This is a genomic window from Streptomyces sp. NPDC088746, assembly GCF_044751065.1.
In the GTDB taxonomy this organism is placed as follows: domain Bacteria; phylum Actinomycetota; class Actinomycetes; order Streptomycetales; family Streptomycetaceae; genus Streptomyces.
In genome coordinates this window covers 375,801-399,208 of record NZ_JBIVLA010000001.1, presented here as the reverse complement: position 1 = coordinate 399,208, position 23,408 = coordinate 375,801, and the positions used below count along the sequence as shown (strand labels likewise).

Genomic DNA, 23,408 nt, shown 5'->3' with positions numbered 1-23,408 from the left:
TGAGGGCGTGCCGTCTCACCCGGTGGCGGTGCCCCTGAGCTCCTTCAGCCGGGCCACGTCCGCCGCATGGCCCTCCTTGCCGCCCGGCGTCTCGATGATCAGCGGCACACCCTCGGTCGCCGGATGGGAGAACAGCTCGCGGAACGGCTCGGCGCCTATGTGACCCGCGCCGATGTTCTCGTGCCGGTCCTTGTGGGCGCCCGCCACGTCCTTGGAGTCATTGGCGTGGATCAGCTTCAGCCGGCCCTCGCCGACCGTGTCCACCAGCAGATCCAGGGTCTTCCGCATGCCCGAGGGGCCGGTCAGATCGTGGCCCGCCGCGTAGATGTGGCAGGTGTCCAGGCAGATCCCCAGCCTGGGGTGGGAGTCCAGGGCCTCGAAATACGGGCCGAAGTCCCAGGTCCGCGAGCAGAGCGAGGAGCCCTGCCCCGCGGTCGACTCCAGCAGCAGGAACGGGTCGTCGTCATGGGTCAGCTCGTCCAGCAGCGGAAGCATGTGCGTACGCACCTGGGCGAGCGCCACCTCACGCGCGCGGCCGCCGGTCGCCGAGCCGGTGTGCACCACCACGCCCAGGGCGCCGATCTCTCTCGCCCGGCGCAGCGAGTGGCGCAGCGACACGACCGACCGCTCGACCGTGGCCTCGGTGTGCGAGCCGAAATTGATCAGGTACGGGGCATGGACGTACGCGGGAATCCGCCCGGCGGCGCACTCCGAGCGGAACAGCTCGTCCTGTGCCGGGTTCCCCCGCGGTGTCGCCCAGCCGCGCGGATTGGCGACGAAGACCTGCACGGTCTCCGCCGCCAGCTCCCGCGCGTAGCCGAGGCCGACCTTGGCGAGTCCGCCGGCCACGGGGACGTGACCGCCGATGGGGTTGCGCATGTGCTGCCAGTCCTCGTGGGTCTACAGGGCCTTGGTCCTGATGGTGATCGTGGAACCTTCCGCGGCCTTCTCGCCGCCCTCGACCGACTGGCTGCCGACCGTGTCGCTGAACGAGAGGAACGGGCGGTCGACCTTGACCTCGAACCCCGCCTCCTCCAGTGTGCTCCGTGCCTCGTCGACGTCCTTCCCCGTGACATCGGGGACCTGGAGCATGCGCGGGCCCTTGGAGACCGTCAGCTCCACCGTGTCGCCCTCGGCGGCCTCCGCGCCGCTCCCGGGCGACTGCCGGGCGATCTCGCCCGCGGCCTCGGGTGAGTTGACCCGGTCGCTCAGGACCTTCGCCTCGAGACCCGCCTCGTCCAGAGCGGCCGTGGCGTCCTCGACGGAGAGCCCGGAGACGTCGGGCACGTCGACCGGGCTGCCCTTGCTGACGACCAGGGCGACCGCCGAGTCGGCATGGCGCTCGGTACCGGCCCGCGGATCCGTACGGATGACCTTGCCCCGGTCGATCTCCTCGCTGAACTCCCGGGTCGCCATTCCGGGTGCGAGCCCCGCCTTCTTCAGCTCACGCCGGGCCTCGGCGAGGGCGAGCGCCTCGACATCGGGGACCTTCACGATCTCCGGGCCGCGCGAGATCACCAGTCTCACCGCGTCGTTGCCCCGGATGCGCTCACCGGAGCCCGGATCGCTGCTGATCACCGTCCCGCGCTTCACCGTGTCGCTGTAGGAGCGCTCGACGCCCTTCAGGTCGAGGCCCTCGTCCGCGAGCCGCTTCTCCGCAGCGCTCTGGGTCTGGCCCAAGAGGGACGGGACCCGGGTGAACTGCCCCGAGTTGATGTACCAGACGCCCACGCCGGCCCCCAGCACCAGGAGGACGGCGACGAGCACCGCGAGCGTCCCGCGCCGGCCGCGGCCGGCGAAGGGCCGCCGCCCGCGCCCGGGCTCCCGGGGCGATGCCGGGGGCATCTCCAGCCGGCTGGTGTGGTGCGCGGTGCCCTGGCCGGCCGGGATCACCCTGGGGATCACGCTCGTACGGTCCTCGGCGCCGTCGTGCTCCTCCGTGACGGCCTGCGGAGGCATCGCGTCGAGCTGCTCCTCGGTGAGAGCCGCCCGTATCTCACGGGACCGCGCGAGCAGGGCCACCGCGTCGGACGGACGGACGTCGGGGTTGCGCGCCGTCGCGGCGGCCACCAGCTCGTCCAGCCCGGCGGCCAGGTCCGGAACGGCGCCGGACGGTGCCGGGACGTCCTGGTTCAGATGCCGGTAGAGGACCTGGGCGGCGGTGTCACCGCCATGGGGCTTGTCGCCGGTCAGCATCTCGTAGAGCACCACACCGCAGGCGTACACATCGGACCGGGTGTCGGCCGTGCCCTGCTCGATCTGCTCCGGAGCGAGGTACGAGACCGTGCCCAGGAGTGAGCCGGTGGTGTCCGTGGCGGTTCCCACCGCGCGCACGAGACCGAAGTCGGCGACCTTCACCCGGCCGTCGTCCCCGATGAGGACGTTCTCCGGCTTCATGTCGCGGTGGACGAAGCCCGCCCGGTGCGCGGCGCCGAGGGCGGCCAGCACCGGTTCGAGGATGTCCAGCGCCGCCCGGGGCTGCAACGCCCCGCGCTCGCGCAGGACGTCACGCAGGGTGCACCCCGAGACGTACTCCATCGCCAGATACACGTACGCGCCCTGGGCGCCCTGGTCGAACACGGCCACCACATTGGGGTGGGCGAGCCGGGCGACGGACTTGGCCTCGCGGATGAAGCGCTCGACGAACGCCGCGTCGGTCGCCAGCGCCGGGTGCATCACCTTGAGGGCGAGCACCCGGTCGAGCCGGGTGTCCACGGCCCGGTAGACCGTGGCCATACCGCCGACGGCGATGCGCGCATCGATGCGATAGCGGCCGTCGAGCAGCTGCCCGACTAGGGGGTCCTGGAGGGTCGTGTCCACGGGGCGAGTCTACGAGCTGCCACGGACACCACGGATGGGCCTGGCCTCCCGGGGGACGTTCCGGTGCCGAGCCGTGACAGGGGCATGCGCGTGCTGTGACGGGGAGACCCCCGCCGGTGCACGGCCCTCAGAAGGCCGGGCGCTCCGGATCCAGCACCGCGCGGCCCTGTGACGGTGAGGACGCCTCCGCGAAATGGCGCCGTGGGATGCGTCCCGCCCGGTACGCCAGGCGTCCGCCGTCCACCGCGTGCCGCATCGCCGCCGCCATCAGCTCGGGCTCCTGCGCCCGGGTCACCGCCGAGGCGAGCATCACAGCGGCACAGCCGAGCTCCATCGCCAGCGCCGCGTCCGAGGCCGTCCCGGCGCCGGCGTCCAGGATCACCGGGACCGCGGCCTGCTCGACGATGAGCTGGAAGTTGTGGGGGTTGCGGATGCCGAGCCCGGAACCGATGGGGGAGCCGAGCGGCATGATCGCCGCGCACCCCACGTCCTGGAGCTTGCGGGCCAGAACCGGGTCGTCATTGGTGTACGGCAGGACCGTGAAGCCGTCGTCGACCAGGATCTCGGCGGCGTCCAGCAGCTCGATCGGGTCGGGCAGGAGGGTCCGCTCGTCGGCCACGACCTCCAGCTTGATCCAGTCGGTGCCCAGCGCCTCCCTGGCCAGCCTGGCCGTCAGCACGGCCTCGCCCGCGGTGAAACAGCCCGCGGTGTTCGGCAGGACCTGGATGGAGAGGCGTTCCAGGACGGAGAGCACCGAGCCCTGCACGGTCGGGTCGAGCCGACGCATCGCCACGGTGGTCAGCTCGGTGCCCGAAGCGATCAGGGAGCGTTCCAGTACGTCGAGGCTGGGCGCCCCGCCCGTCCCCATGATCAGCCGGGACGAGAACGCGGTGGAACCGAGCGTGAAGAGATCGTCGGACATGGTCAGCCTCCCTGGACCGCGGTGAGGACCTCGACGCGGTCGCCGTCGGCGAGCGTGGTGGCGGACCACTGACCGCGGGGGACGACGGCCTCGTTCACCGCGGCGGCGACCCCGGAGGGCGCTGTGGTCAGCGCCGCGACCAACGTGTCCAGCGCGGTGCCGGCGGGCACGGTGCGGCCTTCCCCGTTGACGGACACGGAAACGGACCCGGGAACGGAGAGGGACCCGGGAACGGGCATGGACCCGGAAACGGGCCCGGACTCGGAAAAGGGCACGGAACCGGCCTCGGGCTCGGAACCCGGGACGGCGGAGGGCGCGGGCTGTGTCATACGGGCTGCTCCTGCGGCGCGGGGGCGGTTTCTTCGGGGGAGGAGGCCGGTGAGCTCTCCGGGGGGACCGCGGCGAAGCGGCGCGGCGCGAAGGGGCGGCCCAGCTCGGGCAGCTCGCCGGTGGTCAGCACATGGGCCATCACATCGCCGGTGACGGGAGTCAGCAGCACCCCGTTGCGGTGGTGCCCGGTGGCGAGATGCAGTCCGGGCAGTGCCGTGGGCCCCAGCAGCGGCGCGTTGTCCGGCGAGGCGGGCCGCAGACCGGCCCGGGTCTCGGTCAGCGGCAGCTCCGTGATGCCGGGCATCAGCTCATGGGCGTCCCGCAGCAGCTCGTACACCCCGCCCGCGGTCACCGTCGTGTCCCAGCCCATCTCCTCCGTGGTCGCGCCGACCACCAGCTCACCGTTGGCACGGGGGACCAGATAGACCTGGCTGCCGCGCACGACCGCCCGCACCGTCCGGCTGAGGAAGGGAGCGTAGGCGGGAGGCACGGTCAGCCGCAGCACCTGGCCCTTGACCGGGCGCACCGGCGGCAGGACCGCCTCGGGAACGCCCTGCAGCCGGCCGCTGAGGCTGCCGCCGGCGAGCACCACCTGTCCGGCCGCGAGCTCGGTGCCGTCCGCCAGGACCGCTCCCGTCGCGCGGCCGCCCGTGACGGAGAGCCGCTGGACCCAGGCACGGCGGAAGACCACACCCGCCCGCTCGCACGCGGTGACCAGGGCCGAGGCCAGCCGCCTGGGATCCACCTGGTGGTCGCCGTCGACGCGAAGCCCGCCGCGCACGCCGGGGGCGAGCATCGGTTCCAGGCGGCGGCACTCGCGGCCGCTCAGCCACTCGGACTCCAGGCCTGAACGCTGCTGCAGAGCGTGCAGCTCCCGCAGATGCGCCCGGTCGTCGGAGTCCAGGGCGACGGACAGGGTGCCGCAGGCGCGGAAGCCGGTCTCCTGCCCGCTCGCCTCCTCCAGCTCGGCCACGAACGCCGGATAGCGCGCGGCGGAAGCCACGTTGAGGCCGAGCAGCGTCTGCTCGCCGTAGTGGAGTTCGGTGACGGCGGCGAGCATCCCGGCCGCGACCTGGGCGGCGCCGCCGCCCGGCGCGGGATCGGCCAGTGTGGTGCGCAGGCCGTGCTGGGCCGACCGCCAGGCGGTCACCAGCCCGATGATGCCGCCTCCGACGACCAGGACGTCGGAACTGTCTGCGGAGATACGCATGGGCGTCCAGCCCCTCCCTTCGCCGGCATGACCCGGATCAGGTTCGTACGGTCGGAGGCCGGCCAGCCTCCCTCTCAGCCCGGTACGCCCGGACTCCCGCGAGTGCCTTACGGTCGCCAGCCTAGACCCCGCCCCTCGCAGCCGGTAAGGGACCGGTACCCGTGGCCCGTTCGCCCGGCGGACCCGTGCTCCCGCGGTCGCCGGCCAGGTCCCACGAGCCCGGCGTGATCCGGACGGGAGGCCCTAGGGTGGACAGGTGAGCGAGCAGACACAGGACCCGGCAGCGGGACAGCGGCCGAGCGGAGTCGTGATCGTGGGCGCCGGCATGGCCGGAGTGCAGACGGCCGTGGCCCTGCGGGAACAGGGCTTCACCGGCCCCGTCACCCTGATCGGCGCCGAACCCCACCAGCCGTACGACAGGCCGCCCCTGTCCAAGGCGGTCCTCCTCGGCAAGGCGGAGGACTCGGCCTTCGACGTCGACTTCGAGGCCCTGGACATCACTCTGCGCCTGGGGCTCGACGTGGCCGGACTCCGTGCCGGGGCGCACGAACTGGACACCCCGGAGGGGCCCGTCGCCTACGACGTCCTGGTCCTCGCCACCGGAGCGGAACCCGTCGCACTGCCCGGCGCCGAGGGTGTACCGGGCGTCCATCTGCTGCGCACCCTCGACGACGCGGCACGGCTGCGGCCCGTCCTGGAGCGGCAGCACGACGTGGTCGTCGTCGGCGCGGGCTGGATCGGCGCCGAGTTCGCCACGGCGGCCCGCGCCGCCGGGTGCGCGGTCACCGTCGTGGAGGCCGCCGGCCGTCCCCTCGCGGGCACGATGCCCGCCGAGGTCGCCGAGCCGATGGCCGCCTGGTACGCCGAGAGCGGAGCCGAACTCCTCACCGGCGCCCGCGTCGCACGTGTCGAACAGGGCGCCGTCCACCTCGCGGACGGCCGGGTGCTCCCCGCCGGAGCGGTGGTCGTCGGCATCGGTGCCAGGCCCGCAACCGCATGGCTCGCGGGCTCGGGCATCGGCCTCGGCCCCGACGGCTCGGTCACCGCGGACAGCTCGCTCCGCACGTCGCTGCCCGATGTCTACGCCGTGGGCGACTGCGCCTCCTTCCCGTCCGCCCGCTACGGGGAGCGGCTGCTGGTCCACCACTGGGACAACGCCCTCCAGGGCCCGAGGACGGTTGCCGCCGCCCTCGCGGACGGTGCGGTCAGGACGTACGACCCGGTGCCCTACTTCTGGTCCGAGCAGTTCGGCCGCTTCGTGCAGTACGCCGGCCACCACGCGGGCTCCGACACGCTGCTGTGGCGGGGCGACCCCGGTGACCCGACCTGGACGGTCTGCTGGCTGCGGCAGGGGATCCTGGTCGCCGTGCTGGCCGTCAGCAGGCCCCGTGACCTGGCGCAGGGGCGCAAGCTCGTCGAGGCGGGGGCGCGGATCGACCCGGAGCGGGCCGCCGACTCCTCCGTCCCGCTGAAATCGACGGTGCTCCAGGGGTAGGCACGGCCTCGTACGCCCGGCCCGGCTACCGACTGCCGGTCCGGGATGGCACGCTTGTCCCTGTGACCGAGATTGACGCAAAGATCGATGCTCTCGTCCCCGCATGGCTCCACCTTCCCGACATCGCGGAAATGCTCGATGTCGAGGTGACGCGCGTACGGCAGCTGGTCAAGGAAGGCCAGCTGATCGCCGTACGACGTGGTGAGAACCGGGCGCTCCAGGTGCCTGCCGCCTTCATCGACGGCGACAAGGTGGTCAAGGGTCTCGTAGGGACCCTGACGCTCCTGAGGGACGACGGCTACAACGACGAAGAGATGCTGGACTGGCTCTTCACCCCCGACCCGACCCTGCCCGGCACGCCCGCGCAGGCCCTGAGCGAGAATCGCGGTACGGAGGTGAAGCGCCGGGCCCAGGCGCTCGCCGTCTGACCGGAGGACCGTGGGCGGAGTGCGGGCCGTGGCACATCACGGCCCGCACTCCGCCGTGACCGGCCTGCCGGCACGGCGATCCATCGACGTACGGTGAGTTGTCGCCGCCTCAGTGATCCAACGACGTACCGACGGGGGAAATCTTCATGTCCACGCCTCGCGACCAGCTTTCCGGCGCCCGGCTCTATCTGTGCACGGACGCCCGCAAGCGGCAGGGGGACCTCCCCGAGTTCCTCGACGCCGTGCTGGCCGGCGGCGTGGACATCGTGCAGTTGCGGGACAAGGGCATGGAGGCGGCCGAGGAGCTCGACCACCTCGCGGTGTTCGCCGACGCCTGCAAGCGCCACGGGGCCCTCCTCGCGGTGAACGACCGGGCCGATGTCGCCCACGCCATCGGCTCCGACGTGCTCCACCTCGGCCAGGGCGATCTGCCGCTGCCTGCCGCCCGCGCCGTCATCGGCGACGACGTGGTGATCGGCCGCTCCACCCACGCCGAGGCCGAGGTCGACGCCGCCGTCGCCGAGGCCGGCGTCGACTACTTCTGCACGGGCCCCTGCTGGCCCACCCCGACCAAGCCCGGCCGGCACGCCCCGGGCCTCGGCCTGGTGCGCTACGCCGCCTCGCTCGGCACGACACGGCCGTGGTTCGCCATCGGCGGGATCGACGCCGGCAATCTGGACGAGGTGCTGGACGCCGGCGCCCGCCGCGTCGTCGTCGTGCGGGCGATCACCGAGGCGGCGGACCCGGCCGAGGCGGCGGCATCGCTCGCGCGCCGCGTCCGGGCACACGCCCTCTGAACCCGGCGGCCTCCCACCCGGTCGGAGCGGCTGTCCGAAGGGTGGACAAAACCCGCCTCATTCCGGGCAATTCGCTCGCTCTGGTTGGGGTACCGCCGGGCCCTGGTTAACCTCCCAGTATGGCCCTTGGTACACCTTCCACCCGGACAGATCACGCGCGCACCGTGCGTGAGCTGCTCGCGACCGGCGAGACGTCGTTCTCGTTCGAGTTCTGGGCGCCCAAGACGGAGAAGGGCGAACGGAACCTCTGGAACGCCCTGCGCCGGGTCGAGGCGGTGGGACCGAGTTTCGTCTCCGTGACGTACGGGGCCGGCGGTTCGACCCGTGCCGGGACGGTCCGGGCGACCCAGCAGATCGCCGCGGACTCCACGCTCACGCCCGTCGCCCACCTCACCGCCGTCGACCACTCCGTGGCCGAGCTGCGCAACATGGTCGGGCAGTACGCCGACGCCGGCATCCGCAACATCCTCGCGGTGCGCGGAGACCCGCCCGGCGACCCGATGGGCGAGTGGGTCGAGCACCCGCAGGGCGTGCGGTACGCGGCGGATCTCGTCCGGCTGATCAAGGAAGCCGGTGATTTCTGCGTCGGCGTCGCGGCCTTTCCCGAGATGCACCCGCGATCCGCCGACTGGGACACCGACATCGGTCATTTCGTGGACAAGTGCCGCGCCGGTGCCGACTACGCGATCACCCAGATGTTCTTCCACCCGGAGAGCTATCTCCAGATGCGTGACCGCGTGGTCGCCGCGGGTTGCGACACCCCGGTCATCCCCGAGGTGATGCCGCTCACCAGCGTCAAACAACTGGAGAGATTCGCGCAGCTCAGCAACGCGTCCCTGCCTTCCTCGCTGAAAGAGCGCATCCTCGCCGCGAAGGACGACCCGGCGGCTGTACGCTCCATTGGCATCGAGTTCGCCACGGAGTTCTGCGCGAAACTGCTCTCCGAGGGTGTCCCGGGGCTGCACTTCATCACGCTCAACAACTCGACGGCGACACTCGAGATCTACGAGAATCTCGGACTGCACAAGCAGTCCTGACCGGCCGTACCCGCCACCGACCGGGGCGGTGGCCGTAGGAGGGGGCGGGCGTGGGCTGGACGGTCCTCTACATCGCATTCGGCATAGTGGCGTTGTGGCTGCTGGGCGAGGTGCTCCTGCAGTACAAGGCACGCCTGCGCTGGCGGCTGCTCGCCTTCGCCGGCTTCCTCGGTGTGGTCCTCGGTGTCCTCATCGCCTCCGTGCCGGTGATCGCCCTCGGAGCGATCGCCTTCGCGACGGGCCAGACGTATGTGACGCTCTCCTTCAGGCGCGGCTTCTCGACGGGATGGGCCATCGGCGGCAGCCCGGGTGAGAGCCGCCGCCGGCGCGGAGCGGGCGGCCCGGGGGCCCAGAAGCCCACGCTCGAGGTCTCCGGCCTGGAGTACGGGGGAGACGACCGGCAGACGGAGGCAGCCCCCGCCGCGGTCTACGCGCCGGAGCCGCTGCCGGACGACACCGGGCAGTACGGCATCTACACCGACCCCGCCCCCGCGGGCCGCGACGGCCAGGACCAGCACGGCGAACCGCAGCCCCAGCACGCCGGCTACGACCCGTACAACGGCTACGGCCAGCCGGCCGGCCAGGACCTCTACGGCGGGCAGGACGGCTACGGGGGCCAGGACACCCACCAGGACCAGGGCTCCTACGCGAGCCAGTACGACTACGGGACGGACCAGGCGGGCTACGCCGCGTACTCCGACCCCTACACCGGCACGGGCACCACCACGGGCACCGGGCAGTACGCGGCGTACGACAGCGGCTACGACCCCTCCTACGGCGCCGGGCAGCAGCCCGCGGACCCGTACGCCGGGCAGTACACCGACACCCCGCCGGGCGGCGTCTGGGTCCCGCAGCAGCGCGAGAGCGACCAGTACCCCCCGCTGCCGCCCGAGGCACCCGTCCAGCCCGCTCCGTACGGCAACGGATACGACACCGGCCAGAACGAGCAGTACCGCTACTGACCCGCGGACCGGCCGCCGGCACGCGGCGGCCGGCTCCGGTGCGCCGGCCGCGAGCTCACCGCGAGCCGCGGAAGCCGTCACCCTCCACGACGAGACCGGCCACCAGGGCGCCCGACATCCCGGCGTGGGCCGGCCCGCCGCCCGGATGCGACCAGCCGCCCGCCAGATACAGGCCCGGCAGCGGCGTGCGGTTCCCGGAGTGCAGATACGCGCCGCCCGCCCCGGCCAGGGCCGGAGGCGGCACCGACCCGCCCTCGGCTCCCGTGTCGGCCGCGGTCTCGGCGGGTGTGCGCACCTCGGCGTGGATCACCCGCTCGCGGAGACCCGGAACAGCCTCGGCGGCCCGGCCGATCACCACGTCCGCGAACCGTCGGCGCAGCGCGGCGTCCGTCCAGTCGACCGGGCCGTGCGGCGCCACCGTCACCATCAGGGTCACCGCCTCGTGCTCCTCGTCGGGGCGGGTGGCCGGGTCGTCCGGGCGCAGCACCGTCACCGTGGGCCGCTCCGCCGTCCGGCCGCCGAAGACCGCCTCCTGCTCCGCGCCCGGGTCCGCGGCGTGCACCACGGTCCGGTGCACGGCGCCGGGCTCCCGGGCGCCGCGCAGCGACAGCAGGACGACGAAGCGTCCCGGTGCCGGAGCCCCGCGCTCCATGGTGGGCCACCCCTCCCGGACCGGCAGGAGACCGGGCGCCGGCTGCGCGCCGAGGACCACGTGATCGGCCTCCACGCCTGTGCCGTCCGCCAGCTCGATCCCTGCCGCCCGCCCGTCCTTCTCGGACACACGGACCGCCTCGGCGCCGAAGACGAACTCCACCTTGCGGGCCAGGCACCGCTCGTACACCGCGTCGGCCAGCGCGCGCATGCCCCCGGCGACGTACCAGGTGCCGAACGTCTCCTCCATGTACGGCAGGAGGGCCGCGGCGGCCGGGGCGCGGCGGGGGTCGAGCCCGTACGACAGGGCGTAACCGTCGAGCAGGGCCGCCAGGCGGGGGTCCGCCAGCTCCCAGGCGCCCACCTCCGACGGCGTTCCCGCCTCCCGGGCGGCGCGCAACAGCCTGCGCCGGCGCACCGCGGGGTAGGGGTCGCGGCCCAGTGGCCGCGGGTCCTCGGGCAGCGGCTCCTCCAGCAGTGGCCTGCGCGACCGGTCCCAGGCGGTCCCGGCCCGGCCGAGGAAGTCCCCCCAGCGGGCCCCGGCCCCTTCACCGAGTGCACGGTCCAGCGCGCCTACCACCCCCGCCCGCGACGCGTTGGGCAGGGACACCGTCGTGCCGTCCGCGAAGAGGTGGCGGCTCGCCGGGTCGACCTGGGTGAGCGTGACGCACTGCTCCAGGCTCTCCTTGCCCGTCTTCACGAACAGGTCGCGGTAGACCGCGGGGAGATGCAGCAGCCCGGGGCCGGTGTCGAAGACGAAACCGTCACGCTCGTACCGGCCGAGCGAGCCGCCGTAGGTCTCCGACCGCTCGTACACCGTCACCCGGTGGCCTGCCACGGAGAGCCGGGCAGCCGCCGCCATCGCGCCGGTCCCGGCGCCGATCACCGCAATTCGTGCCATGTCAGTGACCCTAAGGGGTGCCACCGACAGCTCATTCGTGAGGCCGGTGCCTGCCCGCCCCGGCCGGACGTCTCTCCTCGCGGCGCCGGGCCCTGCGGCGCAGGAACCGGCGGATCCTGGAGGCCAGGAAGACCAGTGTCAGCAGGCCGAGCAGGAGCAGGACGCCGGCGACGACGGCCGCCGCCACCGGGTTGAAGACCGCGAAGGTGATGATCCCCGCGACGCCGAGATCCTCCGCGACGCTGACCCCGATGTTGCTGAAGGGTTCGGGCGAGGTGTTGACCGCCATCCTGGTGCCGGCCTTCACCAGGTGGCTCATCAGCGCGGTGGAGCCGCCCACGGCTCCCGCCGCGAGCTCCGGCAGCGAGCCGCTCTCCCCTGCCAGCAGCGCGGCGACGACTGCGCCCGCCACGGGCCGGATCACCGTGTGCGCCGTGTCCCAGGCCGAGTCCACGTACGGGATCTTGTCGGCCACCGCCTCGCACAGGAACAGCACCCCGGCGGTCACGAGCACATCGGTGCGCTGCAGGGACTCGGGCACCTCGTCCGTGAGACCGGTCGCGCCGAAGATGCCGAAGAGGAGGACCACCGCGTAGGCGTTGATCCCGCTCGCCCAGCCACTCGTGAACACCAGGGGGAGTACGGACACGGACGCGATCGTAACCAGTCGGGGGAGGCCCGGGTGGGCCTTGCGGCGCAGGCCTGAGTATCCCTACCTAGTGCGGGAGATGAGTAGGGATGCGGATGGGCTCCCACCTGCGCGGACGGAAGAGTGGGGACCACGGAAGGGGCGTGGCGCCAGGACCGCCGGCACGGGGCGGCGGAACGGCGCGGCACCCCGGACGTAACGGGGGCGCACGACGCGGAGCTCCGGGACCACGGGGGACAGCACGGGGTCACGGGGGAGGGCTTCGCGGCGGAACGGGACGCCGGTCCGGCGGAATTCGGGGGGATCGAATTCCACCGGACCGGCGTCCTGTCCGTGCGCGGGCCGCCTCAGCGCCCGCTGACCCGGCCGTGCAGCAGCAGCGACAACGCGGAGTGCACGTCGTCGATCGTCCGCTCGGGCTGGAACGCCTGCCAGTCGAGAGCCGCCACCAGGACCATCCCGACCAGCGCGGCGGCCGTCAGCTGGATGTCGATCTCCTCGCTGAGCTCGCCGCCCGCGACGCCTTCCCGGAGCACTTCCTCGACGACGGCCACGGCCTCCTGGCGGACCACCAGGAGGGTGGACTGCCAGGCACGGTTGGTGCGCCAGAGCTCGGCGACGTACAGCTGGGTGAAGGCCGGGTAGCGGTCGATGAAGACCAGACCCGCCCTGATCATGGCGTCCAGCGCCTCCACACGGGTGCCTCCGCGCGCCTCCGCCGAGTCGGCGGCCGAACGCAGCGACTGGGTGAGCAGGCCGACCCCGTGCCGCAGCAGCTCCTCGAACAGCTCGGTCTTGCTCTTGAAGTTGTAGTAGACCGTGCCCTTGGCCACCCCCGCGCGTTCGGCGATCTCGTCGACCGTCGTCGCGGAGAACCCTTTTTCCGCGATGAGGGTCACCGCCGCCTCGTAGAGCTTCTGCCGGGTGACCTGTCGGCGCGTGGTGCCACTGCTGTCCATGCCCTTGATTCTCACAGGTCCCGGCACGGTCACAGACTCAGCTCCGGGTGCAGCCGGTCCAGGGTCCACACCTGCTTGCGGCGGGCGGACAGGGCGGTCAGCGCCAGAGCACCCGCGGTGAAGGCCAGCAGCACGGCGCAGCCCTGCCAGACCGGGCCGAGCCCGCCGCCCGTGATCAGCCGGCGCAGCCCGTCCACGACGTAGGTCATCGGCAGGTAGGGGTGGATCGCCCCGAAGAACCCAGGACTGGTCTGGACGGGATAGGTGCCCCCGGCCGAGGTCAGCTGCAGCATCAGCACCGCCAGGACGAGGATCCGGCCCGCCGCGCCGAAGCGGGCGTTGAGCCACTGCACGATCGCTGCGAAGCAGCAGGTCACCAGGGCCAGGAAGCCGATCGTCCCGGCGGCGTGCGCCATCCGCAGACCGAGCTGCCAGTGCAGCACCGACATCAGGGCGGCGACCTGGAGCAGGCCTGTCGCGGCGACGGGCAGCCAGCCCGCGAAGGCGATCCGCCAGGCCGGGGCCCCGGCCGCGAGCGCCCGCCGGTTGAGCGGCTGGATCAGCATGTACGCCACCATCGCGCCCACCCACAGCGAGAGCGGGATGAAGTACGGGGCGAAGCCGGTGCCGTAGTTGGGCGCCGCGTGCAGCGAGGACGAGGCCAGCTGCACGGGGTCGGCCATGACACCGGTACGGGCGTCGCGGTCCTTCTTGTCGTAGTCGGGGATCTTTCCGACCCCGTCGTTCAGCCCCTGGGCGAGCGTCGAGGATCCGTCACCCAGCCGGTACAGCCCGCTGTCCAGGGTCGTCGCGCCCGTCTTGAGCTTCTTGACGCCGGCGTCCAGGTCCCCGGCGCCCTTCCGGGCGGTCCCGAGACCCGTGTGGAGCGTGTCGGCGCCCTTGGCGACCTTGTGTGCTCCCGTGTTGAGCGCGTTGATCTTCTTCACGGCGGACTCCAGGTCCGAGTCCAGGTCCGGCGAGCGCTTCGCCAGGGCGTCGGCCTGCTTCTCCAGGGTGGTCAGCCGGTTCCGCAGCGTCGTCAGGTCACCCTTCTGGTTCTTGACCAGGGCGTTCACGTCGTCGGACACCTTCGCGACGTCCTCCGCCGCGGTCTTGGCGCGCTTCAGCTGCGGGCAGACCCCGGGGTCGGGCAGCGGCTGGTCCTCGCAGCGCTCACGGTAGACCTCGGCCAGGTCGTCGGAGGCCGTGTGGGCGGCGGCCGAGGCGGTGGGCGCCGCTTCGGCGAGCAGGTCCAGGTTGTCGCGTACGGCCTTCGAGGAGTCGGCGACCAGCCGGGCGGTGTCCCCGATGGCCTTTCCGTTGTCCTTCAGGAAGGGGCGTACGTCCTCGGCGACCGCGTTGACCTTGTCGGCGAGCAGCTGCGTGCCGCCGGCGACCTGCCGGGACCCCGTCTCGAGATCGCCGGCCCCCTTGTCCAGCTTGGTGACGCCGGTGGAGAGCGTGCCGCTGCCCGACTTGGCGTCCTTGAGGCCGTCCGCCAGGTCCTTGGAGCCCTTCTTCGCCTTCGTGAGGCCGCTCTCGAGGTCGTCGGCCCCCTTGGCCGCTTTCGCGGTCGCGTCGTGCAGACCCGAGAAGTTGATGAAGATCCGGTCCAGGAAGCCACGCGAGGCCTTGGCCGACGCGGCACTGCGGACCTCGGCGAAGACCGTCCTGGAGATCTGCCCGACGATGTAGTTGTTGGCGTCGTTCGTGCGCACCCGCAGGGCGCCGGTGCCGGGGGAGTCCCCGGAGCTCGACGCGATCCGCTCGCTGAAGTCCGACGGCATGGTCAGCGAGAGGTAGTACGTCCCGTCCTCGACGCCCTTTTCCGCCTCGGCGGAGCCGACCCGGTGCCAGTCGAAGACCTTCGAGTCGAGCAGCTTGCCGGTGATCTCGTCACCGGCCGCGAGGTGTTCGCCGCCGGTGTCCGCCCCCTTGTCCTCGTTGACGAGAGCCACGGGGATGCGGTCGAGCCGCCCGTACGGGTCCCAGAACGACCAGAGGTAGAGCGCTCCGTACAGCAGGGGCAGCAGGAGGAGCGCCACGAGTGCGGCGCGCGGCATCCGGCCCCTCCCGAACCGCCGCAGCTCAAGCGCGGCCAGTCTCGGCGATCGCATCGGCCGTGTCCTTCCCGGTCGTCGTGTCGTCGGGTGTGTCCGCTCCGGTCTCCGGACGGGTGCGCACGGTGAGCGCGTCCTCCGGGGACTCGCTGCACACGGCCAGCACCGTGGTCCCGCCGGCCGCGAGGGTGCGGAGCAGCTCCCAGGCCAGGGCGCGGTCCGTGGCGGAGAGTTTGAGATCCGTGTCGTCGACGGCGAGGAGCCGCGGGCGGCTCATCAGGGCGAGGGCGACGGACAGGCGCAGGGCCTCCAGGCGCTCCAGGTCGCGCACGGAGGTCCGTTCGGCCTTGGGCAGCGTCGCGAGGTCGAGCCCCGCGGACTCCAGCGCGGTGTCGACCCACGCCCGTGCCGTGGCGGCGCGTTCGGCGCGGGGGCGCAGCAGGGCGCGCGGCGAACCGCCGAAGCGGCGCCGCAGCAGGGCCCGTTCCCGCAGATGCTCGGCCACGGTGAGGGAGGGGTCCAGGTCGCTGACCCCAGGGACCGGGCCGAGGGCACTGAAGCGGCGTACGGCGGCGAGGCGTCCGGGCAGGCGTTCACCCCCGACCTCGGCGTGCCCCCGCGTGGAACGCATCCGGCCGGTGAGCGCCAGCAGCAGACAGGTACGGCCGGAGCCGGAGGGCCCTTCCACCGCGACGAGCGATCCGGGGCCGGCGGTGAACTCCACCCCCCGGAAGGCCCAGCCGCGCGGACCCTTCAGCCCGAAGTCCTCGGCGCTCAGAGACGCCCCGTGCGGGCTGTCCACGACCTCACCCCCTTTTTGCACTGACTGGTCAGTGCAAAAAACTAGCCCGAACTCGTGCGCGAAGCAAAGCGCCTGGTCAGAGGCGCGATCTGAGGGATTGTCAGTGGGGGCCGTCACGATGGACACATACGGCCACGGAGCCGTCACACGACGACAGGAGGTTCGTCATGGCCAGCTCGTCCGCAGCCGCCGCCCCGCGGCGCCGCGCAGGCAGCCCTGCCCCCTCACTGACCGGTCCGGCAACCGACGTCCACCCCGTTCTGCGCCGCACCACAGCGCCGCCCGCCGCCCTCGATCTGCTCGCCCAGGCCCACGCCGGCCTGGACGAGGCCGCCGTACTCGACGTGCCCAACGAGCGGTACGCCACCGCCCACCTCGCCGCGCTGCGCACCGCGGCCGCCGTGCTCGCCGCTCGCGGGCGGCCCGAGACCGGCAGGCGCCGCAGGGAGCGGATCCGCAGCGCCTGGGAGGTCCTCCCGGACATCGCGCCGGAACTCACCGAATGGAGCGCCCTGTTCGCCTCCGGAGCCCCGCGCAGGGCCCGGGCGGAGGCGGGCATACCCGGCGCGGCCACCAGCCGCGACGCCGACGATCTGCTGCGCGACGCGGCCATGTTCCTGCGCCTGGTCGAGCGGATGCTGGTCCTCCAGCCCGTCCTGCCGCAGCCCCGGAGGGACGGCTCCGGTCAGCGGCCCGACGCGGGATGACCACGCCGGCGGTGCGAGGCAATAGGGTGGACAGCACCCGTACCACCTGCACTGTTCACGCTCCGCCGTCCGTGGCGGCACCGTGCCGAGGAGTCAACTGCCGTGTCGGACCAGCTGCGCCCCCGCGCCTCCCTCCGTACCGCCGTGGTCTGGGAGGTCCTCAAGGACGCTCTCGAGCGCCGGGTCAAGGCGACCGGCAGGGAAGCCCTGGACGTGCTGGACACCGGCGGCGGCACCGGCAATTTCGCCGTGCCCGTCGCCCGGCTCGGCCACCGCGTCACCGTCGTCGACCCCAGCCCGAACGCCCTGTTCGCACTGGAGCGCCGGGCTGAGGAGGCCGGTGTCGCCGACCGCGTCCGGGGCGTCCAGGGCGACATCCTCGGCCTCTTCGAGGTGGTGGACCGTGCCGGTTACGACGCGGTCCTCTGCCACGGCGTCCTGGAGTACGTGGACGACCCCGCCGAGGGCGTCCGCAACGCGGTCGACGCGCTCCGCCCGTCCGGTGCCCTCAGTCTGCTCGGCGCCGGCCTCGGCGGTGCCGTCCTGGCCCGGGCGCTCGCGGGCCACTTCTCCGAGGCCCGGCAGGCGCTGAGGGACCCCGCCGGACGCTGGGGCGACGGCGACCCCGTGCCCCGCAGGTTCACCGCCGACCAGCTGACCGGACTGGTCGGCGCCGCGGGAGTCGAGGTCGGCGCTGTCCACGGCGTCCGGGTCTTCGGCGACCTCGTGCCGGGCGTCCTCGTGGACACCGAACCGGGTGCGATGGAGGAGCTCCTCAAGCTGGAAGCGGCCGTCGCGGAACTGCCGGCCTTCCACTCGGTGGCGACCCAGCTGCACGTTCTGGGAGAGAAGAGCGCCCAGCCGCGACGGTGACACTGCCGGAGTACAGCCGCGAAAGCTGCGGGAGCACGGCTGATCAGCAACGCAGCTGCAGACGGAGTACGGCCGGGAACACCCGATCGGGCCGCGAGCCCCGTATGATCGGGTGACACCATCCGGCATGACGGATCGGAGGTCGGGGAATCTACGCCTCAGCAGCCGAGCCGAAATGGCGGTCCGGACTGGCTATGGCTAGAGGGCGGGTTTCACGGGGGCGAATCCCTGCCTATCCTGGAAGGGCCGCATACCGGTCGCCCCCGCGGCCGACGACGAGGAGGACTCCGTGCCGCTCTCGGAGCACGAGCAGCGAATGCTCGAGCAGATGGAGCGAGCGCTGTACGCCGAAGATCCCAAGTTCGCTACAGCGCTTGAGGGAAGCGGGCTGCGCAGGTACACCCGGCGACGGGTCTACCAGGCGGTAGCCGGTTTTCTGGTGGGTATCGCGCTCCTCATGGCCGGAATGGTTTTCCAGCAGACCTGGGTCAGCGTGGCGGGGTTCCTCGTCATGCTGGGCTGTGCCGTGCTGGCGGTCACCGGATGGCGCAAGGCGCCGAAGCCCGGTGAGCAGCAGCCGGCGGGGAGTGCGAGCGGGGGCGGAGGCGAACGCCGACATCCCAGGCAGCGCCGGTCGATGATGAACCGGATCGAACAGCGGTGGCAGCGCCGCCGCGACGAACAGGGCCAGTGAGCTTTCCGCTTCCCGGCCGGCGGCGGGCAGCCACCGGCACCGGACGCGGTCCGCGCACACCGAGAACTTGACGCTGGACCTCACACGTGAGGGGCGGTCGCTGTGCAGCGACCGCCCCTCACGCGTTTCCAGCTCTGCCCGTGACCCGCGACGGTCCCGGTCCTGAAAGCGGGGCCGGCCGGCCGCCGGCCCCGCTCCGGGAGATCAGCCCTGCTGCCGTGACGGGCGGCGCAGCCGCGCCGCCCACCGGTCGCGTCCCACGCGCTCCGACCATCGGCGGCCGAACTCCGTCCGGCGTTCCGAGAGCGCCCAGATCACCCGGACGGCCGAACGGGGCGCGAGCGTCGCACGCACCTTCGCCCACCGGCCGGCCGAGGCCCACAGCCCCGCCCGGACGGCCCGCACGTCATCGGCCGACGCGGACGTGGCGCCCGGTTCGGGTGCGTACAGCACCTGCTCCACCGCACCCGCCGCCCGGTGGACGGCGGCGGCCGCCTGCCCGTCGAGCCGCCCCAGCCGTACGACGCGCGCCGCCGCCTTGCGAGGGGTCTGCGACTCGTCCGGCGGGATGCCGTGGTCCCAGGCCGTATCGGTGATCTCCCACCACGCGGCCATCACCCTGGCCGCCGCGTCGGCGGCCGTACGCCCTCCTGACGAGCCGAGCCTCCGGCCACGAGCCCGTATCCGCCAGAGCATCGGCACCAGCGGGAGGGCGAGCACCACCAGGGCACCGATCACCCACAGCGCCACCGTGCCGGCCGGGGTCCCGGGATCGGCGGAGTCCATCGCACCGGGGGCCGTGGACGCACCGCACTCACCCTGCCGACGCATCTGCGCGGGGCAGGACTCCGTGGCGGAGGGGGCGGCCGTGGGCGCCGCGGAGGCACCTTCCGTCGGCAGCGCCGGATCGCTGGCGTCCTGCGAGGGAGCGTCCGGCAGGGTGTACGCCGGGGTGGTGCCGCGGGACGGTGTCGGCTCGAAGCGGGTCCAGCCCACGCCCTCGAAATACAGCTCGGGCCAGGCGTGCGCGTCCCGCAGCCCGACCGACACCGAACCGTCCGCCTGGACCGTGCCGGGCGTGAAGCCCACCGCGACCCGGGCCGGGATGCCGAGGGTCCTGGCCATGGCGGCCATCGTGAAGGAGAAGTGGACGCAGAAGCCCTCCTTGTCCCTCAGGAAGCGCTCGATCGCGGCGGTGCCGGTACCCGACGTCACCGTCGTGTCGTAGCGGAAACCGCCTGCCGAGGCGAACCAGTCCTGCAGCTTCACCGCCCGCTCGTAGTCGTCGGAGGCGCCCGCGGTCACCCGCTGGGCGGTCTCCTCGACCACATCGGGCAGCGACGCGGGAACCCGCGTGTACTCACGGGCCAGGTCCGAACGCGGTTCCATGGCCGCGGCGAGCTGCGCGGCCGTGGGCTCCACCACCAGGCTGCTGACCTCGTACCGGGCACCGCGCGTCGTCTGGCCGTCGTCGCCGACGAGGGTGCGTCCCTCGGGCTCGAACCGCCAGCGGCCCTGGATGTCCACCTCGCTCGCCGGGTAGGGGAGCGGCAGATACGTCTGCTGGTACGAGCGCGACGCCGAGATGTTCGTCCGGATCTCGGTGACGGCGACACCCCCGTCCAGGCCGGCCGGCTGCGGCAGCCTGGCCGGGACGTCCCTCAGCCGACGGGTCGACGGACGCCACTCGCTGCCGTTGAACTGGTCCAGAGCCAGGATGCGCAGATAGAAGTCCTGCGGGTTCCCCGCGTTGGTGCGGTACGACATCACCTCCCGGTTCTCCGGCTGGTTGAGATTGTTCTGCAACGAGACCAGCGGGTTCACCGCGGAGATCGTGCCCCCACCGCTCCCCCTGCCCGACCCGCCTCCCGTGCCGCCCAGGAGCCCGCCGTCGAGCGCGGGCAGGGCCGCGGGCACGGCCAGCGCGATGCCCAGCGCCACCACGCCGATCCGCCGTCCCGTACGGACCGACGCCCCGGCGCGTCCGGACCCGTCCAGGCCGGCCGCCAGGCCGCCCGACGTACGGGACACACCGCCGAACACCCGCCCCCACTGGGAGAGCCGGTCCCGGCCCTCGGCCAGCAGGAGCAGCAGATAGCCGCACGCCGCGAGCAGGAACCAGAGCCAGCCGGCCCCGCCGTCGGAGAGCCCGGCCGCGACCGAGTAGAGGGCGAGCAGCGGCAGACCGGCCGGCGCCGCGGCGCGGAGGGTCACCGCGAGGACGTCCACGGTGAGCCCGATCAGCAGCACGCCGCCGATCAGCATCAGCCGGATGCCGTCCGTCGCCGGTGCCGGGATGGCGTACCTGTTGACGTCGTCCGCGCCCAGGGTCAGCAGCTCGGCGAGCCGCTGGACCGCCTGGGGCCCGGGCACCACACCGAACAGGGCGTGCTCCCTGGCGAACGTCACGGTCAGGGCCAGCAGGGTCACGAGCGTCTGGAGGGAGACCGTGAGGATCCGCGCCACGCGCATCCGGCGGGCGAGCACGCCCACACCGCTCTGGAGGGCCAGCAGGAACGCGGCCGTCAGGACCCACTTCGACGTCTCCACCAGGGGCAGCAGGGAGCCCGCCGCCAGCATCGTGGCCGCGAAGGCGCACAGCGCCAGCCGGGTACGCCCGCTCATGACCAACTCCCGGAGAGCCCCGACGTCGTTCCGGCCGTGGGCGACCGGTCGCCCGCGCCCTCCTGGCCCGCCTGCTGCCACAGCCGGGCGAGCTCCGCCCCGGGTGGCACCGCCATCGCCGTCCATCCCGCCTCGCGCAGCAGCCGCAAGCGGTCGGAGACCGGTGCCGGTGGCACGGCTTCCGCGCCGCGCGCCCAGTCGTCGCCGTCCAGCACGAACGCGACGGCTCCCCGGCTGCGCTGCCGCATCCTGGCAGCCACCGCCGTCTGCTCCTCGTCGAGATCGCCGAAGAACGCCACCAGCAGCCCTTCACCGCCCCCGCGCAGCACGTCGTACGCCCGGGAGAGACCGCCCCCGTCGGAGTGGTCGACGACCGCGAGGGTGTCCATCATCAGACCCGCCGAGTCCGCGGACTCCTGGGTCGACCCGGCGAAGCCGTCCGCGCTCTCACCCGGCACGGAGCTCCCCTCGTCCGTGAGCAGCCGCACCGCGTAACCCCGCTCCAGCATGTGCACCAGCGTGGAAGCCGCCCCGGACACCGCCCATTCGAAGGCCGATCCGGGGCCGGCACCCTGATAGGCGATCCGCCGGGTGTCCAGCAGCACCGTGCACCTCGCGCGCTGCGGCTGTTCCTCCCGCCGCACCATCAGCTCGCCGTAGCGCGCGGTGGAGCGCCAGTGCACCCGGCGCAGGTCGTCACCGTGGCGGTAACCGCGCGGAATGATGTCGTCCTCGCCGGCCAGCGCCAGCGAACGCTGCCTGCCGTCGCCGTACCCGGAGGTCGCCCCGGCCGGCCGGAGCGGCGGAAGCGGCTCGGTACGGGGGATCACCACGAGGGTGTCGTAGGCGCTGAAGGAGCGCGTCAGCTCGCACATCCCGAACGGATCGCTCAGCTGCAGCTGCAGCGGTCCCAGCGGATAGCGCCCGCGCAGGTCGGAGCGCACCCGGTAGGACACCTCCCGTACGCCGCCCGGCTCCACCCGGTCCAGCACGAAGCGGGGCCGGGGGCCGAGGACGTACGGAACGCGGTCCTGGAGCATGAGCAGGCCCGTGTGCAGGCGGGACACGTTGTCCATGCGCAGATGGACCCGCGCCTCCGATCCCGCCGGCACCCGGGACGGCGACAGCCGGCGGCTGCCGGCCACCCTGTAGCGGGTGCGGTAGAGGACGGTGACGCAGACCAGTGGCAGCACCGCCAGCAGCAGACCCACCCGGAGCAGGTCGCCCTGGCCCAGCACGTAGGCGCAGACCGCCGCCGCCAGGCCGGCGGCCAGGAAGGACCGCCCCCGGGTCGTGAGTCCGCCGAGGGCCGCCCGCAGGCCGCCCTTGTCGTCGCTGTCGTCCACGGGGCCGGGCGCCCCGGACGTCATCACAGCCGCCGTGCGCCGGGCCGGCCGTACACCGGGGTGCCCGGCTGGTGCTGGGGCTGCGCGGGGGCAGCCGTGCCGCCCGAGGTCGGCACCGGGGTGCGCTGCAGGATGTCCAGCACGACCTGCTCGGCCGTACGGCGGTTGAGCTGCGCCTGGGCTGTCGGTAGCAGCCGGTGGGCGAGCACCGCGACCGCGAGGGCCTGGACGTCGTCCGGCAGGGCGTAGTCCCGCCCGCTCAGCGCGGCCGACGCCTTGGCGGCGCGCAGCAGATGCAGGGTCGCGCGCGGCGAGGCCCCGAGTCTGAGATCCGGGTGCTGGCGGGTGGCCGCCACCAGCTGCACGGCGTAGCGCCGGACGGATTCGGCCACGTGCACCGTGCGCACCGCGTCGATCAGCTTCACGATGTCGTGGGCGTGGGCCACCGGCTGCAAATCGTCCAGCGGGGAGGCCCCGCCGTGCACGTCGAGCATCTGGAGCTCGGCCTCGGCGCTCGGGTAGCCGATCGACACCCGGGCCATGAAGCGGTCGCGCTGCGCCTCGGGCAGAGGGTAGGTCCCCTCCATCTCCACCGGGTTCTGGGTGGCCACGACCATGAAGGGGTCGGGCAGCTCGTAGGTGTGCCCGTCGATGGTGACCTGGCGTTCCTCCATCGACTCCAGCAGCGCCGACTGGGTCTTGGGCGACGCGCGGTTGATCTCGTCGCCGATCACGATCTGGGCGAAGATCGCGCCCGGCTTGAACTCGAAGTCCCGTCGCTGCTGATCGAAGATCGAGACGCCGGTGATGTCCGAGGGCAGCAGGTCCGGCGTGAACTGGATCCGCCGCACCGAACAGTCGATGGACCGTGCCAGCGCCTTGGCCAGCATCGTCTTGCCGACCCCGGGCACATCCTCGATCAGGAGATGACCCTCGGCCAGCAGCACGGTCAGAGAGAGCCGTACGACCTCAGGCTTGCCCTCGATCACACCCTCGACCGACCTGCGTACCCGCTCCGCTGTGGTGGTCAGATCTGTGAGGCTCGCTCGATCGTCATAGGTCGTCACCCGGCCCTCCTCGGCCCCTTGTGCACGGGCCGACGCACAAAGCTGCCCGGCCCGCCCCGAAATACGGACACTC

At 72.8% G+C, this 23,408-nt stretch carries 21 protein-coding genes and 1 riboswitch; of the genes, 8 read left to right on the top strand and 13 right to left on the bottom strand.

All coding sequences use genetic code 11. From position 1 onward, the window contains the following. Window positions 1–15 precede the first annotated feature (15 nt). The 5 genes from ACIP63_RS01825 to thiO all read right to left on the bottom strand — a co-directional run bounded on the left by ACIP63_RS01825 (window position 16) and on the right by thiO (window position 5,282). Complete coding sequence (locus tag ACIP63_RS01825) at window positions 16–879, bottom strand: deoxyribonuclease IV (RefSeq protein ID WP_401510470.1); 864 nt, start codon at window positions 877–879, stop codon at window positions 16–18. 21 nt (window positions 880–900) lie between these two features. After that, window positions 901–2,820, bottom strand: coding sequence for a Stk1 family PASTA domain-containing Ser/Thr kinase (gene pknB, locus ACIP63_RS01820; RefSeq protein ID WP_401510469.1), 1,920 nt, complete (start codon window positions 2,818–2,820; stop codon window positions 901–903). 127 nt (window positions 2,821–2,947) lie between these two features. After that, window positions 2,948–3,742 (bottom strand): thiazole synthase, encoded by a 795-nt coding sequence (locus ACIP63_RS01815; protein ID WP_401510467.1) that lies wholly within the window; start codon window positions 3,740–3,742, stop codon window positions 2,948–2,950. A 2-nt stretch (window positions 3,743–3,744) separates the two neighbouring features. Further along, the gene (gene thiS / locus ACIP63_RS01810) at window positions 3,745–3,981 is read right to left on the bottom strand and encodes a sulfur carrier protein ThiS (protein ID WP_401512230.1); all 237 of its coding nucleotides are present in this window, start codon (window positions 3,979–3,981) and stop codon (window positions 3,745–3,747) included. A gap of 86 nt (window positions 3,982–4,067) precedes the next feature. Then, window positions 4,068–5,282: a glycine oxidase ThiO gene (thiO, locus tag ACIP63_RS01805; RefSeq protein WP_401510465.1), complete on the bottom strand. Its 1,215-nt coding sequence runs from the start codon at window positions 5,280–5,282 to the stop codon at window positions 4,068–4,070. Further along, window positions 5,280–5,392: riboswitch (TPP riboswitch) on the bottom strand. (Overlaps the previous gene by 3 nt.) Before the next feature lie 146 nt (window positions 5,393–5,538). On the opposite strand from thiO, the gene ACIP63_RS01800 reads away from it, so the two are divergent. The 5 genes from ACIP63_RS01800 to ACIP63_RS01780 all read left to right on the top strand — a co-directional run bounded on the left by ACIP63_RS01800 (window position 5,539) and on the right by ACIP63_RS01780 (window position 10,001). Next, window positions 5,539–6,777 (top strand): NAD(P)/FAD-dependent oxidoreductase, encoded by a 1,239-nt coding sequence (locus ACIP63_RS01800; RefSeq protein ID WP_401510463.1) that lies wholly within the window; start codon window positions 5,539–5,541, stop codon window positions 6,775–6,777. A gap of 62 nt (window positions 6,778–6,839) precedes the next feature. Beyond that, window positions 6,840–7,205 carry an Rv2175c family DNA-binding protein gene (locus tag ACIP63_RS01795; RefSeq protein ID WP_359466418.1) on the top strand — a complete coding sequence of 122 codons (366 nt, stop codon included), beginning with the start codon at window positions 6,840–6,842 and terminating at the stop codon, window positions 7,203–7,205. 146 nt (window positions 7,206–7,351) lie between these two features. Continuing rightward, a complete protein-coding gene (gene thiE / locus ACIP63_RS01790) occupies window positions 7,352–8,002 on the top strand; it encodes a thiamine phosphate synthase (protein WP_401510460.1) in 651 nt (216 codons plus the stop codon). A 119-nt stretch (window positions 8,003–8,121) separates the two neighbouring features. Further along, entirely contained in the window at window positions 8,122–9,039 is a 918-nt protein-coding gene (gene metF, locus ACIP63_RS01785) for a methylenetetrahydrofolate reductase [NAD(P)H] (RefSeq protein ID WP_401510459.1), read from the top strand. A gap of 50 nt (window positions 9,040–9,089) precedes the next feature. Further along, complete coding sequence (locus tag ACIP63_RS01780) at window positions 9,090–10,001, top strand: hypothetical protein (protein ID WP_401510457.1); 912 nt, start codon at window positions 9,090–9,092, stop codon at window positions 9,999–10,001. 55 nt (window positions 10,002–10,056) lie between these two features. Here ACIP63_RS01780 and ACIP63_RS01775 read toward each other — a convergent pair whose 3' ends face one another. From ACIP63_RS01775 to ACIP63_RS01755, 5 genes are all read right to left on the bottom strand, one after another. Next, complete coding sequence (locus tag ACIP63_RS01775) at window positions 10,057–11,553, bottom strand: phytoene desaturase family protein (RefSeq protein WP_401510455.1); 1,497 nt, start codon at window positions 11,551–11,553, stop codon at window positions 10,057–10,059. 31 nt (window positions 11,554–11,584) lie between these two features. Further along, window positions 11,585–12,202 (bottom strand): DUF4126 domain-containing protein, encoded by a 618-nt coding sequence (locus ACIP63_RS01770; protein ID WP_401510453.1) that lies wholly within the window; start codon window positions 12,200–12,202, stop codon window positions 11,585–11,587. A 347-nt stretch (window positions 12,203–12,549) separates the two neighbouring features. Then, window positions 12,550–13,161 (bottom strand): TetR/AcrR family transcriptional regulator, encoded by a 612-nt coding sequence (locus ACIP63_RS01765; protein ID WP_356707290.1) that lies wholly within the window; start codon window positions 13,159–13,161, stop codon window positions 12,550–12,552. Window positions 13,162–13,190: 29 nt separating this feature from the next. Beyond that, a complete protein-coding gene (locus tag ACIP63_RS01760; RefSeq protein ID WP_401510451.1) occupies window positions 13,191–15,278 on the bottom strand; it encodes a YhgE/Pip family protein in 2,088 nt (695 codons plus the stop codon). Beyond that, window positions 15,250–16,023, bottom strand: a complete 774-nt coding sequence (locus ACIP63_RS01755) for an ATP-binding cassette domain-containing protein (RefSeq protein ID WP_401510449.1) — start codon at window positions 16,021–16,023, stop codon at window positions 15,250–15,252. The genes ACIP63_RS01760 and ACIP63_RS01755 overlap by 29 nt, the downstream gene beginning before the upstream one ends. A 167-nt stretch (window positions 16,024–16,190) precedes the next feature. On the opposite strand from ACIP63_RS01755, the gene ACIP63_RS01750 reads away from it, so the two are divergent. The 3 genes from ACIP63_RS01750 (at window position 16,191) to ACIP63_RS01740 (ending at window position 18,297) form a co-directional block, all read left to right on the top strand. Then, window positions 16,191–16,730, top strand: coding sequence for an SAV_6107 family HEPN domain-containing protein (locus ACIP63_RS01750; protein WP_401510447.1), 540 nt, complete (start codon window positions 16,191–16,193; stop codon window positions 16,728–16,730). Between the two features lie 102 nt (window positions 16,731–16,832). Next, complete coding sequence (locus ACIP63_RS01745) at window positions 16,833–17,603, top strand: class I SAM-dependent methyltransferase (protein WP_401510445.1); 771 nt, start codon at window positions 16,833–16,835, stop codon at window positions 17,601–17,603. A gap of 289 nt (window positions 17,604–17,892) precedes the next feature. After that, window positions 17,893–18,297: a DUF3040 domain-containing protein gene (locus tag ACIP63_RS01740; protein WP_033303312.1), complete on the top strand. Its 405-nt coding sequence runs from the start codon at window positions 17,893–17,895 to the stop codon at window positions 18,295–18,297. Window positions 18,298–18,501: 204 nt separating this feature from the next. On the opposite strand, the gene ACIP63_RS01735 is transcribed toward ACIP63_RS01740, so the two are convergent. From ACIP63_RS01735 to ACIP63_RS01725, 3 genes are read right to left on the bottom strand one after another with little or no spacing between them, the layout of a single operon-like run. Next, on the bottom strand, window positions 18,502–20,922 hold the full coding sequence (locus tag ACIP63_RS01735) for a transglutaminaseTgpA domain-containing protein (RefSeq protein WP_401510444.1): 2,421 nt from the start codon (window positions 20,920–20,922) through the stop codon (window positions 18,502–18,504). After that, window positions 20,919–22,292: a DUF58 domain-containing protein gene (locus tag ACIP63_RS01730; RefSeq protein ID WP_401510442.1), complete on the bottom strand. Its 1,374-nt coding sequence runs from the start codon at window positions 22,290–22,292 to the stop codon at window positions 20,919–20,921. The genes ACIP63_RS01735 and ACIP63_RS01730 overlap by 4 nt, the downstream gene beginning before the upstream one ends. Then, on the bottom strand, window positions 22,292–23,335 hold the full coding sequence (locus tag ACIP63_RS01725) for an AAA family ATPase (protein ID WP_401510440.1): 1,044 nt from the start codon (window positions 23,333–23,335) through the stop codon (window positions 22,292–22,294). Before ACIP63_RS01725 ends, ACIP63_RS01730 begins: the two co-directional genes overlap by 1 nt. Window positions 23,336–23,408: the final 73 nt, after the last annotated feature.